At 65.1% G+C, this 12,398-nt stretch carries 10 protein-coding genes; 6 read left to right on the plus strand and 4 right to left on the minus strand.

The window, feature by feature from the left end:
- The first annotated feature begins 45 nt into the window (after positions 1 to 45).
- Together clpB and AC5P9W_RS14375 are read left to right on the plus strand one after the other, a co-directional pair.
- Positions 46 to 2,631, plus strand: a complete 2,586-nt coding sequence (gene clpB / locus AC5P9W_RS14370) for an ATP-dependent chaperone ClpB (protein ID WP_180877706.1) — start codon at positions 46 to 48, stop codon at positions 2,629 to 2,631.
- A 93-nt stretch (positions 2,632 to 2,724) separates the two neighbouring features.
- A complete protein-coding gene (locus tag AC5P9W_RS14375) occupies positions 2,725 to 3,270 on the plus strand; it encodes a hypothetical protein (RefSeq protein WP_194445346.1) in 546 nt (181 codons plus the stop codon).
- A 39-nt stretch (positions 3,271 to 3,309) separates the two neighbouring features.
- On the opposite strand, the gene AC5P9W_RS14380 is transcribed toward AC5P9W_RS14375, so the two are convergent.
- The 3 genes from AC5P9W_RS14380 to AC5P9W_RS14390 form a co-directional block, all read right to left on the minus strand.
- Positions 3,310 to 4,110, minus strand: a complete 801-nt coding sequence (locus AC5P9W_RS14380; RefSeq protein WP_111098908.1) for a MipA/OmpV family protein — start codon at positions 4,108 to 4,110, stop codon at positions 3,310 to 3,312.
- Between the two features lie 140 nt (positions 4,111 to 4,250).
- Positions 4,251 to 5,540, minus strand: a complete 1,290-nt coding sequence (locus AC5P9W_RS14385) for an ATP-binding protein (protein ID WP_111098907.1) — start codon at positions 5,538 to 5,540, stop codon at positions 4,251 to 4,253.
- Complete coding sequence (locus AC5P9W_RS14390; RefSeq protein ID WP_043400508.1) at positions 5,537 to 6,274, minus strand: winged helix-turn-helix domain-containing protein; 738 nt, start codon at positions 6,272 to 6,274, stop codon at positions 5,537 to 5,539. The genes AC5P9W_RS14385 and AC5P9W_RS14390 overlap by 4 nt, the downstream gene beginning before the upstream one ends.
- A gap of 182 nt (positions 6,275 to 6,456) precedes the next feature.
- Here AC5P9W_RS14390 and AC5P9W_RS14395 point away from each other — a divergent pair, with 182 nt between their 5' ends.
- The gene (locus AC5P9W_RS14395) at positions 6,457 to 7,743 is read left to right on the plus strand and encodes an O-acetylhomoserine aminocarboxypropyltransferase/cysteine synthase family protein (protein WP_188250406.1); all 1,287 of its coding nucleotides are present in this window, start codon (positions 6,457 to 6,459) and stop codon (positions 7,741 to 7,743) included.
- Between the two features lie 323 nt (positions 7,744 to 8,066).
- Here AC5P9W_RS14395 and ybaL read toward each other — a convergent pair whose 3' ends face one another.
- Positions 8,067 to 9,764 (minus strand): YbaL family putative K(+) efflux transporter, encoded by a 1,698-nt coding sequence (gene ybaL / locus AC5P9W_RS14400; RefSeq protein ID WP_155030003.1) that lies wholly within the window; start codon positions 9,762 to 9,764, stop codon positions 8,067 to 8,069.
- A gap of 483 nt (positions 9,765 to 10,247) precedes the next feature.
- Here ybaL and AC5P9W_RS14405 point away from each other — a divergent pair, with 483 nt between their 5' ends.
- The 3 genes from AC5P9W_RS14405 (at position 10,248) to AC5P9W_RS14415 (ending at position 12,337) form a co-directional block, all read left to right on the plus strand.
- Positions 10,248 to 10,787, plus strand: a complete 540-nt coding sequence (locus AC5P9W_RS14405) for a hypothetical protein (RefSeq protein WP_206621692.1) — start codon at positions 10,248 to 10,250, stop codon at positions 10,785 to 10,787.
- 44 nt (positions 10,788 to 10,831) lie between these two features.
- On the plus strand, positions 10,832 to 11,329 hold the full coding sequence (locus AC5P9W_RS14410; protein ID WP_109814736.1) for a hypothetical protein: 498 nt from the start codon (positions 10,832 to 10,834) through the stop codon (positions 11,327 to 11,329).
- A 63-nt stretch (positions 11,330 to 11,392) separates the two neighbouring features.
- Positions 11,393 to 12,337: a hypothetical protein gene (locus tag AC5P9W_RS14415; RefSeq protein ID WP_229301563.1), complete on the plus strand. Its 945-nt coding sequence runs from the start codon at positions 11,393 to 11,395 to the stop codon at positions 12,335 to 12,337.
- The last annotated feature ends 61 nt before the right edge of the window (positions 12,338 to 12,398 follow it).

Genomic DNA, 12,398 nt, shown 5'->3' on the forward strand with positions numbered 1-12,398 from the left:
GCATCGCCGGCGCGGGCCGGCCCTGATGACCGATGAGGATTCGCAATGCGGATGGACAAGCTCACCTCGCGTTTCCAGCAGGCGCTGGCAGACGCACAGTCGCTGGCCGTGGGCCGCGACAACAGCATCATCGAACCGGTTCACCTGTTCAGCGCGCTGCTGGACCAGCAGGGCGGCAGCACGCGCCCGCTGCTGGCCCAGGCCGGGGTGAACGTGCCGGTGCTGCGCGAGCGCCTGACCGAGGCGCTGGATGCACTGCCGAAGGTGTCCGGCCAGGCCGGCAACGTCTCGATGGGCAATGACCTGGGGCGCCTGCTGAACCAGACCGACAAGCTGGCCCAGCAGCACGGCGATGCCTTCATTGCCAGCGAGTGGTTCGTGCTCGCGGCGCTGGAAGACGGCGGCACGCTGGGCATGGCGCTGCGCGCCGCCGGTGCCGACAAGACCCGCCTGCAGGCTGCGATCGACAAGCTGCGTGGCGGCGAGAACGTGCAGTCGGAGAATGCCGAGGAACAGCGGCAAGCGCTGGAGAAGTACACCATCGACCTGACCGCGCGTGCCGAGAGCGGCAAGCTCGATCCGGTGATCGGCCGTGACGAGGAAATCCGCCGCACGATCCAGGTGCTGCAGCGCCGGACCAAGAACAACCCGGTGCTGATCGGCGAACCCGGCGTGGGCAAGACCGCAATCGTGGAAGGGCTCGCCCAGCGCATCATCAATGACGAAGTGCCCGAAGGCCTGCGCGGCAAGCGCGTGCTGTCGCTGGACATGGGCGCGCTGATCGCCGGCGCCAAGTTCCGCGGTGAATTCGAGGAGCGCCTGAAGGGCGTGCTCAACGACCTGGCCAAGAACGAAGGCCAGATCATCCTGTTCATTGACGAACTGCACACCATGGTCGGTGCCGGCAAGGCCGATGGCGCGATGGATGCCGGCAACATGCTCAAGCCGGCCCTGGCGCGTGGCGAGCTGCACTGCATCGGCGCGACCACGCTGGATGAGTACCGCAAATACATCGAGAAGGACGCCGCGCTGGAGCGCCGCTTCCAGAAGGTGTTCGTCGGCGAACCCACGGTGGAGGACACCATCGCGATCCTGCGCGGGCTGAAGGAAAAGTACGCCGTGCACCACGGTGTGGAAATCACCGACCCGGCCATCGTGGCTGCAGCCACGCTGTCCAACCGCTACATCACCGACCGCCAGCTGCCGGACAAGGCCATCGACCTGATGGACGAAGCCGCCTCACGCCTGCGCATGGAGATCGATTCCAAGCCGGAGGAGCTGGATCGCCTGGAACGCCGGGTGATCCAGCTGAAGATCCAGCGCGAGATGCTGAAAAAGGAGAAGGACGAAGCCTCGCGGCAGCGCTTGGCCGATCTGGAGAAGGACATCGATGCGCTGGAGCGCGAGTTCTCCGATCTCAATGAAATCTGGAAGTCGGAGAAGGCCGCGCTGCAGGGCGCAACCAAGATCAAGGAACAGGTCGAGCAGGCCAAGCTGGAGCTGGAGGCCGCGCAGCGCCGCCAGGATTTCGCCAAGATGAGCGAGATCCAGTACGGCCTGTTGCCGCAGCTGGAAAAGCAGCTGGCCGCGGCCCAGGAAGCCGAGCACAAGGACTTCAAGCTGGTACAGGACCGCGTGACCGATGAGGAGATCGCCGAGGTCGTTTCGCGCTGGACCGGCATCCCGGTCAACAAGATGCTCGAAGGCGAGCGCGACAAGCTGCTGCGCATGGAAGAAGTGCTGCACAACCGTGTGGTCGGCCAGGAAGAGGCGATCAAGGTCGTCTCCGATGCGGTACGCCGCTCGCGTGCCGGCCTGTCCGATCCGAATCGTCCGGCCGGCTCGTTCCTGTTCCTCGGCCCGACCGGCGTCGGCAAGACCGAGCTGTGCAAGTCGCTGGCCGAGTTCCTGTTCGACAGTGCCGACGCGATGATCCGCATCGACATGAGCGAGTTCATGGAAAAGCACAGCGTCGCCCGCCTGATCGGTGCGCCCCCGGGCTACGTCGGCTACGAGGAAGGCGGTTACCTGACCGAGGCCGTGCGTCGTCGCCCGTATTCGCTGATCCTGCTCGATGAGGTGGAGAAGGCGCATCCGGATGTGTTCAACATCCTGCTGCAGGTGCTGGACGATGGCCGCCTGACCGACGGCCAGGGCCGCACCGTGGACTTCCGCAACACCGTCATCGTGATGACCTCGAACCTGGGCTCGCACCAGATCCAGGACATGAGCGCCGACGACAGTCCGGAGGCCTACACGCAGATGAAGGCGGCGGTGATGGGCGTGGTACAGGCGCACTTCCGGCCGGAGTTCATCAACCGCCTGGACGACATCGTGGTGTTCCACCCGCTGGACAAGCAGCAGATCAAGCAGATCGCGCGCATCCAGATGCGCGGGCTGGAGAAGCGGCTGGCCGAGCGTGGGTTGAAGCTGGCGGTCTCCGATGCGGCGTTCGACCTGCTCGGCAACGTCGGCTTCGATCCGGTGTATGGCGCGCGCCCGTTGAAGCGTGCAATCCAGTCGCAGCTGGAGAATCCGCTGGCACAGCAGATCCTGTCGGGTGCTTTCGTCAACGGCGACACCATCGAAGTCGGAAACGACGGCGGCCGCCTGGTGTTCGCCAAGGCCTGAACCGGTGGCGCGCCTGCCATGGCTGGCGCGCCACCAAAGCCTCAGCAAGGCACAATAATCCCGTTTTACTTTCGCAAGGACGAGGAGAACCGCATGGACGTTACCCGCAGGGTTTCACTCTGCGTGGCGCTGGCGCTCGCTGCAGTTGCTGGACACGCCGCAGCCGTCGAACAGGTCCAGCTGCCGCCGATGAAGGGTTACCAGCAGGCCCACCAGAGCACCGACGCACAAGGCAACCGCATCACCGAGTACGTGCCGCAGGGCCAGACCGTGCAGGACTGGACCGACATGGTCACCGTCAACGATGCGCCGAACAGTGGCCATGTGAGTCCGCGCGAGTTCCTCGGCATCATCGAGGCGGGGTGGCGCATGGCCTGTCCGGCTGCGCAGAGCCACTGGATCCGCGAAGGCGAGGAGGGCGGACGGCCATTCGCGCTGCTGATGCTCAGTTGCCCGCTGAACCCCGGCACCGGCAAACCGGAGTTCACCTGGATCAAGGGCATGCAGGGCAGGCAGGGCTTCCACACCGTGCAGAAGTCGTTCCGCGCCGAACCGGAGAAGGACGACGTCGTGCAGTGGATCGGCTGGCTGCGCGAGGTTGGCTTGTGCGGCAGCGGCGACGCCCCGGCCTGCCGCTGATCGCAGCAGAAGAGGGCGCCCAGCGGCGCCCTTCATGCATCAGAAGCGGTGCGTATAGCCGCTCATCACGCCGAACTGGTTCGCCTTCTGCACGATCGGGCTGTCGGCGGCATCACCGAGCAGGCGCGTGCCTTCGGCCGAGATGTACCAGTTGCCGTTGCGGCCCACGCGGTGGCTCCACTTCAGGCCGACACCGGCACTGACCAGGCCGGCCTTTGGCTTGTGCTCGGCAAAGCCGGTACGCGCCGCCTGTTCCGGGCTGACGCCGTACCAGGTCTGCATGTAACCGCGGTTGCCGTAGTCGGTGGACACGCTGCCGCTGACCACGCCGCCGGCCAGGTCGAACAGCGGCATGCTCAGGTTCAAGTGCACCTGCTGGGTGGCCAGGCCGTTCTCGGCCTTGTCCTCGTCTTTGCGGGTGAACTGCCAGGAGCCGCTCAGCACGGCTTCGCCCAGCGTATAACCAGCCGAGACGCCGACCAGGGGACGGGTATCGATATCACCCATGCCGCGCAGGAAGTCGGAACCGCCGAGCAGCGAGTCCTTTTCCTTGCGGATGCCGCTGGCGCCGACATACGCGCGCACGCGGGTGTGCTCGCCGATGGAGGTGCCCCAGCCAATGCCACTGGTGCCCAGAAACCATCCACCCGGCGAGGTGACATCAAAGGACAACGACGGCGTCGCACGATACTCCTCGCTGCCGCTGTAGCGCGGCGCCACGCCACCGCCGGCAGCGAGCTCGAAGGTCCAGTGGTCATCCCTGGCGTGGGCGATCGGTGCGGCGAACAGCGGCAACAGGGCCAGGCAGAGCAGGGCGGGGGAACGGCGAAGCTGGGACATGGAAACTCTCGACAATGGGAGGAAGGCAGCGCGCGCATCCGGCGAGTGCTGCAGGGTCGCTAGCGTGGCGATACGCCGGCGACCGATCCGTCGGCAGTTGTGCGGGAGTTGTAATCAACTGTAATTGCACCCAAGGGCGTTCAGCTGGCAGCCAGCGGCCAGTGCATCTCCAGGCGCGCGCCGCCCAATGTGGCGCGGCTGATGCGAAGCTCACCGCCGTGGCGGACGGCAATGCGGCTGACGATGGCCAGGCCCAGGCCGAAGCCCCCGGTATCGCGGCTGCGGCTGTCATCCAGGCGGGTGAACGGGCGCATCACCTTCTCGCGATCGGGTTCGGCAATGCCGGGACCGTCATCATCCACGCGCAGGCAGGCGCGGCCGCTGACACCGACCAGCGAGACTTCCACCTGCGAGCGCGCATGGCGCAGCGCATTGCCGACCAGGTTGCTCAGTGCCAGCTGCAGCAGGCGCGGCTCGGCATCCACCCGTGGCAATGCACTGGGTTGCACGCGCAGTACCACCCCGGCACGTTCGGCATCACGGCGCGCATCGGCCAGGCAGGCCTGCAGCCAGTCATTGGCTTCGATACGCTGCATCGGTTCGCCTTCGCTGGGGTGCTCCAGGCGCTCATACGCCAGCAGTTCGCTGACCAGCCGGTTGAGTTCGGCCAGATCGCCGTGCAGCCCCTGTGCCAGCCGTGCACGGCGTTCGTGATCGTCGCTGTCCTGCATCAGGTCCAGGCCGAAGGCCACGCGCGCGATCGGCGTGCGCAGCTCATGCGAGATCGCATGGGTCAGGTCGCGCTGGCGCTGCACCAGTTCGGCCACGCGTGCCGCCATGCGGTTGGAATGGTCCACTATGACCCGGATCTGCGAGCGTGGCGAGACCTGCGCGCGTGCCTGCAGATCGCCAGCGCCGATGCGGTCGGCGTGCAGGCGCAGCGCTTCCAGGTCGCGCCAGAGCAGGCGCACCCACGCGTACAGGCTGGCGCCCACCAGCAGCAGGATGCTGAGGTAGGCGGCGATGGTCATGTACGTCGTCATCTGCACCGCGCCAGGCAGGCGCAGGTGCAGCCAGCGGCCATCGCTGCCCTCGATGGGCAGCAGGACCTGCTGGTATTGATCGCGCACGATGAAACCATCGGCCTTCACGGCCACCTGTTCCTGCGCGTCGAGTGCTGGAGGTTTGTCGAGCAGGGTCAGGGCGATGCCGTAGTGTGGCTGCCACTGCTGCAGGCGCTCACGCTGCTGGTCGGCATCCAGGCCGGCCAGGCCACTGCGCAGGGCGTACACCTGACCACGCACCTGCTGGACGAAGACGCGATCCTGCACGGGCGTGTAGATGCCATCCAGGATGTGGTTGAGGAAGAACACCGACACCAGGAAGCAGGCACCAGTGACGAACCACAGCCACAGGAACAGCCGCTTCATGCGGTCCAGGCCGACGGGTTGAACTGGTAGCCGCGGCCCCACACGGTCTTGATCCGCCGCGGTTCGCGCGCGTCATCGCCCAGCTTGCGGCGCAGCTTGCCGATGCTGACATCGACACTACGGTCCAGGCCGTCGAAGCCGATGCCGCGCACCGCCTGCAGGATCTGGTCGCGCGACAGGATCTGCCCCGGCTGGCTGGCCAGCAGCCACAGGATCTCGAATTCGGTGGTGCCCATGTCTACCGGCTGGCCATGCAGATGCACCTCGCGCTGCATGCGGTCGATCAGCAGTTCACCATGCATCAGCCGGCAGGGCGTGCCAGTGTTGCTGCTGCCGTGGCGGCGGCGCAGCAGCGCGCGCAGGCGCGCCAGCAGCAGGCGCGGTTCGATCGGCTTGTGCACATAGTCGTCGGCGCCGGATTCCAGGCCCAGCACCTGCTCGATGTCGTCCTCGCACGCGGTCAGCATCAGGATCGGCACGTCGGAGAAGCTGCGGATCTGCCGGCACACGTCGATGCCGCCGAGGCCGGGCAGCATCAGGTCCAGTACCACCAGCTCGGGCGCATGCTGTCGGCAGGCCGCGCCGGCAAGGTCACCGCGCGCCACATGCTGCACGGCGAAACCATGTTCGTGGAGATAGTCGCTGACCAGTTCGGCCAAGCGACGGTCGTCCTCCACCAGCAGGACCGGTGTCGGCGTGCCGTTGGCGGTGGGTGTCCAGGGGGATGGCTGCATGCGCGTGGGGCCTCCGTGCCCGGGCAGGAGCGCCCGGCGGCGCAGCCTAGCAACGGCCTATGACGGCTGCCTGAATCGCGGCCAACCTGATAACCGCCGGTACGCACGTCATCGCCAGCGGCTCTCAGTGCCACGCCCCGGCTGGCCTATGGTGGCGGTTTCCCCGGATGGAGCCTGGTGCAATGAGCGACCCGCAGTGGCAACTGGAAACCCTGGCCGTGCATGGCGGCTATCGGCCCGATCCGACCACCCGCGCGGTGGCGGTGCCGATCTACCAGACGGTGGCGTATGCCTTCGATGACACCCAGCACGGTGCCGACCTTTTCGACCTGAAGGTACCGGGCAATATCTATACGCGCATCATGAACCCCACCACCGACGTACTGGAGCAGCGCCTGGCTGCGCTGGAAGGCGGCATCGGTGCGCTGGCGCTGGCCTCGGGGCAGGCCGCGATCACCTATGCCATCCAGACCATTGCAGAGGCCGGGGACAACATCGTCGCCTCCAGCGCGCTGTATGGCGGCAGCCTCAACCTGCTGGCGCACACGCTGCCGCAGTACGGCATCCAGGCGCGCTTTGCTGATCCGGCTGATCCTTCTGCGTTCGCCGCGCTGATCGACGAGCGCACCAAGGCGGTGTTCGTCGAATCCATCGGCAACCCGCGTGGCAACGTCACCGACATCGCCGCCATCGCCGAGGTCGCGCATGCCGCTGGCGTGCCCCTGATCGTCGACAACACCGTCGCCACGCCGTTCCTGCTGCGCCCATTCGAGCACGGCGCCGACATCGTGGTGCATTCGCTGACCAAGTACTTGGGCGGCCACGGCACCAGCCTGGGCGGCGCGATCATCGATTCGGGCCGCTTCGACTGGACCGCACAGCCCCAACGCTTCGCGCGGCTCAACCAGCCCGACCCCAGCTACCATGGCGTGGTCTATACCGAAGCCCTGGGGCCAGCGGCCTACATCGGCCGCGCGCGCGTGGTGCCGCTGCGGAATACCGGCGCAGCGTTGTCGCCGTTCAATGCGTTCCTGATCCTGCAGGGCATCGAGACCCTGGCCCTGCGCATGGAACGCATCAATGCCAATGCGCTGGCCGTCGCGCAGTACCTGAAGGCGCACGCCAAGGTAGCGTGGGTGCGCTACGCCGGACTGGCCGACGACCCCGAGCACGCCGCCGCGCAGCGCTACCTGGAGGGACACGGCTCGGGCGTACTGACCTTCGGCCTGCCCGGCGGCCGTGAGGCGGGTGCACGTTTCCTCGATGCGCTGAAGCTGTTCACCCGCCTGGTCAACCTGGGCGATGCGAAGTCGCTGGCCACCCATCCGGCCTCCACCACCCATCGCCAGCTGGATGCCGCCGAACTGGCCAAGGCCGGCGTCAGCGAAGACACCGTGCGGCTGTCGATCGGCATCGAGCACATCGGCGACCTGCGCGCCGACCTGGAGCAGGCCTTGGCCGCCGCCTGATAGCCACGCGCTTGGTCGTCATCGCCACAGGCGATCACCGCCGGCCACGCGATGCGCTAGGGTGGAACTGCCTCTCCAAGGCGTGGCAACGTGGCGATCCAGATCCCCGGTCGATGCGGGTCGACCGGGGATTTTTTTGTTTCCGGGGTCAGATCCGTTTTCCTGCGGAAAACGGATTTGACCCAATGCACCAACAGCAGCGGGGAACTGTCGAAGGCGGACCCACCCCGCCATCCCACGGAATGCCTGCTTTTGCTTTTGCCGCTGCAGTTGAAGTTGCTTCAGCAGGTGCAGGGCTGCAAGCCCTGCCGCACCCACACCCCTCACACCACCGGAATGCTGTGCTGCCCCAGATTCCGGTACGGCGGTGTGGACATGATCATCTCCGCCAGCGAGTACGCCAGCTCACGTTCGGCCATCACCGTGCCATCGGCACCGTGTTCCAGCAGATGCTTCACTTCCGCATCGCTGTGCGCGCGCGCCAGCAGGGTCAGGTCCGGGTTGATCGCACGCAGCTTGGCCAGCGCCTCACCGGCTTCCAGCGGCTGCGGAATCGCCAGCACCGCAATCTTCGCCCGCTCAGGATGGGCCTCGGCCAGCACCCGGTCGGCCGCCGCACTGCCGCGGATCGCCGCCAGGCCCTTGGCGTGCGCCGCCTCGACGTGTTCCTTGTTGTCATCGATCACCAGCACCGGCACGCCACGGTCGCTCAGCACCTGCGCCAGTTCGCTGCCGACCCGGCCATAGCCGATCACGATGGCGTGGTCATGCAGGTCCCGTGACGGGCCGATGGCTTCAGGCGGCTCGGGTGCCTGCGGGGACTGCTCCTGCTTGGCCTGCCAACGGTCCAGCAGCCCGAATACCAGCGGGTTGAGCATGATCGACACCAGCGCACCGGCCAGCACCAGCGACTGGCCTTCCTTCGGCAGGATCTGCAGCGCCACGCCCAGGCCGGCGATGATGAAGGCGAACTCGCCGATCTGTGCCAGGCTGGCCGAGATGGTCAACGCGGTGCTGGTCGGGTGGCCGAACGCACGCACGATGAAAAATGCCGCCGCCGACTTGCCGAACATGATGATGGCGACGGTGGCCAGCACCTGCCACGGATGCTGGACGAGGATGTTGGGGTCAAACAGCATGCCGACCGACACGAAGAACAGCACCGCGAACGCATCGCGCAGCGGCAACGAATCATGCGCGGCCTTGTGGCTCAGCTCTGATTCGTTGAGCAGCATGCCGGCGAAGAACGCGCCCAGCGCGAACGAGACACCGAACAACATGGCCGAACCGAACGCCACGCCCAGCGCGATCGCCAGCACCGACAGAGTGAACAGCTCACGCGAACCGGTACCTGCGATGCGCTCCAGGATCCACGGGATGACCCGGCGCCCGACCACCAGCATCACCGCCACGAACAGGCCCAGCTGCACGAAGGTCCAGCCGATGTCGGCCAGCACGCTGCCGAGCGAGTGCGATTCCTTGGCCGCGTCGGGGCCGAACACACCGGCCATCACCGGCATCATCACCAGTGCCAGCACACAGGCCAGGTCTTCCACGATCAGCCAGCCGACCGCGATCTTGCCGCGCATGGTCTCCAGCAGACGGCGTTCCTCCATCGCCCGCAGCAGCACCACGGTACTGGCGGTGGCCAGCGAGAAACCGAAGATGACGCCATGGATGGCGGGCCAGCCCATCAGCGAGGCCACGCCCCAGCCGAGCAGGGTGGCCACGGCGATCTGGCCGATGGCACCGGGGATGGCGATGGCCTTGACCGCCATCAGGTCCTTCAGCGAGAAGTGTAGGCCGACGCCGAACATCAGCAGCATCACGCCCAGTTCGGCCAGCTGGTTGGCCAGCGCCTGGTCGGCGACGAAGCCGGGGGTGAACGGGCCTACACAGATGCCAGCAACCAGGTAACCGACCAGAGGGGACAAGCGGAGCTTGTTGGCCAGCGCGCCGAAGATGAAGGCGAGCCCCAGGCCAACGGCAACGATGTTGATCAGGTCGGTGTCATGGTGCATCGGCACTCGCAGGAAATCGGGGGAATGCCCCGATTTTCACCGATGCGGCCAGATACGGCAAACCGGGCCAGCGTATCGGATCGTTGCGTGGGCGGAGCCATCAGTGGTCGGCGTCCGACCTGGCGTGTGCGGGGCGGTCGAGGGTGGCGCTGTCGGGATCGGACCTATTTGGGGTGGCTAGTGGCTCTGGACCGTGAACCGCAGCCAGGCCGACGCCACCCGAGAAAGGCACGGGAAGGGGATGGGTTCGATACGCGGCGGTGCCATCGCAGGACCCTTTGCCCCTGTGCGCCAAGATTTTCAGTCGATGCGACAGCATCCAAGGGCCGGTGGCCGGCCGGGAGGCGCAGGCGACGGGGCTGAAGTTTGCAATCTGGCGGAGGGTTCCTCGAGTCCGGAACACGTCACCATGTGTCTGCTACTCCGTTCTGCTGACCAATCAGAGGGGCCTGCTCTCTCCAGACCGCATGGGCGAACGACCACATGAAGCTTCCCGCCATTGGCGTAGTGATTCAGGCGATAGGTCAAGACACAAGCTCGGCGCCCCTGTCCCGCTTGCTCCTTGATCTGGAAATTGGTGAGCGCGACTTTCGTCACTATCCGTTGAAGTTGGCGGGAATGCGGTTCTGGACTGACGAGGAAAATACGCTGCAGTTGGAATTCAAGGACGTCGGGCTGCTGGTGGACATTCCTTGCCACGACCTGGACGAAGGGCCCTGGGTACTGACGAGCGTAGCGCTCTGGGGAGCGAGAGTGAGTAAGAAGAACAAAGTCAGGAAGCAGAAGCCTGCCTACTCAGGCCCGTTGCCCTGTGGACTGAGCTTTTCCATGCTGCGCCAGCATGTAAGGGAGCGACTCGCCGCGTTGAGTGCAGGGAATGCTGTTGAAATGGGATTTGATGGTGAGGTGGATGTCTGGTGCGTCAGTGGCTTGGAGCTTGCGGTTGATTTCTCTGGTCCAGATGACTCGATTCGCTGCATCTCGTTGAGCATCCCCATCAAGCGTAGCGATCATCATCCGTAAGCGCTACGTAGGCGCATCTCGCCCATACAGATAGGCGGAATTTCATGAATCATCCCACCGTTGAAGAGTTCATCGCCGCGATCGGTAGAGATTCGGAATCGAAGGAGCTCGAAACCATCTTTTCCAGGATCGGAATCCAGCTTCAGAATCTGGATGATTACCGCCTGGGTGTCAGTGGTCACCGGATCTGGGCAGATGACGCTGCTGGACTGCAGCTTGAATTCAAGGATGCCGGTCTGGTCTCAGAGACCGCCTATCACGACATCGATGATGGCCCCTGGATGCTCACCGACGTGATCTTCTGGGGCTGGCGAAATGACACCGGCACCCAGTATGAAGGGCCGATGCCTTTCGGCCTGAACTTCCTGATGTCCAGGGACCAGATCAGGTCGGACGCATCTGCCGATCTGGGGGCGCCAATGGTGTTTGGTCTGTCTGGCAATGTCGACGCATGGATGCTCGGAAAGCTGGAGCTGGCTGTCGACTACGACGGTGAAAGGGGAGTCCGCTGCGTCAGCCTGGGGCTGCCACAAGAGGAATGAATGGACCTACAGGCGATAACGGCCCTGTTTGGCAGAAGCGCCACTGACCCAGCCGTCTCAACGATGCTGCAGTCGCTTGGCGTCAGGCGAAGGCCAGAGCTGGCCCGTCCTGCCAAAAGCCCTTACGAGGCGATTGTGCGTGTGAGCGCGCGGGGCATGCTGTTCTCCTTCAGCGAGCGCAACTACTGGAACGGGCGATCCATTGCTTCGCACGGCAAGAGCGGTGAGCTGATCTTCACCAACGTTGCGGTGACGGCCGGCATTCCGGATGTCATGCGCAGGTACGAAGGCGACCTGCTGTTTGGCCTGCAATGGGAGGACGATAGGACGACAGCGCGCGAAAGGCTCGCCACGGCGGGCTTTGGGGACAGCTTGCACGCCGGCAGGCGTGACGCGTGGTGGTTGCCTGACTACCGCATCCGTCTGACGTATCAGGCTGGATGCATCAAACAGGCAGGAGCGTGTGGGATCTTTGATATCAGCTTGGGAATTCCCATGCATCCATTGGCTTGCGCACCGGCAACGCGCGAGTACCCTTCGGCGGAGCAGGTGCTCGCTGTCCTCGGCAGATCGACCAATGACCCCGATTTCCAGGTCGCGTTCCGGGACCTTGGTCTTGCGAGTCTGATGGCGGAGGCGAGCAGCGAGGTCGTTGATAGAGCCGACGAGCATGGCTTCATCCTTTACTTTGACAGTAGGCAGGGCGTGCCTGGTAGCCATCCGGTATGCACCGGCATCAGTTTCGTCCGCGATCGACTGGGAAACTCAAGAGCCTGGGCTGGGCCGCTGCCATTCGGCCTTCAATTCGATGATCCGCCGTCCATTCTCGAAGAGCGCATGGATCAACGAGCCAGTCGTTGGCTTGATGAAGGAACGTTTGGCAGCGCGAGGTGGTCGCTGCCTGGTCTTCAAGTGAGCGTGAATTTTGACAGTCTGGACAACTGTCTCGAGTCTGTCCGTGTGATCGCAGAAGGTCATCGCACGTCCAATTGCCAGCCGCGCGGCTGATCTTGCCCGCAGCACATAACAAAACACCCGCCGGATCACTCCGGCGGGTGTGAGAGATGTG

It is taken from the genome of Stenotrophomonas sp. YJH_SMC_33 (assembly GCF_059372295.1).

What these genes read in the sequence shown, in the direction of transcription:
- clpB (WP_180877706.1), top strand. Translation starts at nt 46, where the DNA reads ATGCGGATGGACAAGCTCACCTCGCGTTTCCAGCAGGCGCTGGCAGAC.
- AC5P9W_RS14375 (WP_194445346.1), top strand. Translation starts at nt 2,725, where the DNA reads ATGGACGTTACCCGCAGGGTTTCACTCTGCGTGGCGCTGGCGCTCGCT.
- AC5P9W_RS14380 (WP_111098908.1), bottom strand. Translation starts at nt 4,110, where the DNA reads ATGTCCCAGCTTCGCCGTTCCCCCGCCCTGCTCTGCCTGGCCCTGTTG.
- AC5P9W_RS14385 (WP_111098907.1), bottom strand. Translation starts at nt 5,540, where the DNA reads ATGAAGCGGCTGTTCCTGTGGCTGTGGTTCGTCACTGGTGCCTGCTTC.
- AC5P9W_RS14390 (WP_043400508.1), bottom strand. Translation starts at nt 6,274, where the DNA reads ATGCAGCCATCCCCCTGGACACCCACCGCCAACGGCACGCCGACACCG.
- AC5P9W_RS14395 (WP_188250406.1), top strand. Translation starts at nt 6,457, where the DNA reads ATGAGCGACCCGCAGTGGCAACTGGAAACCCTGGCCGTGCATGGCGGC.
- ybaL (WP_155030003.1), bottom strand. Translation starts at nt 9,764, where the DNA reads ATGCACCATGACACCGACCTGATCAACATCGTTGCCGTTGGCCTGGGG.
- AC5P9W_RS14405 (WP_206621692.1), top strand. Translation starts at nt 10,248, where the DNA reads ATGAAGCTTCCCGCCATTGGCGTAGTGATTCAGGCGATAGGTCAAGAC.
- AC5P9W_RS14410 (WP_109814736.1), top strand. Translation starts at nt 10,832, where the DNA reads ATGAATCATCCCACCGTTGAAGAGTTCATCGCCGCGATCGGTAGAGAT.
- AC5P9W_RS14415 (WP_229301563.1), top strand. Translation starts at nt 11,393, where the DNA reads ATGCTGCAGTCGCTTGGCGTCAGGCGAAGGCCAGAGCTGGCCCGTCCT.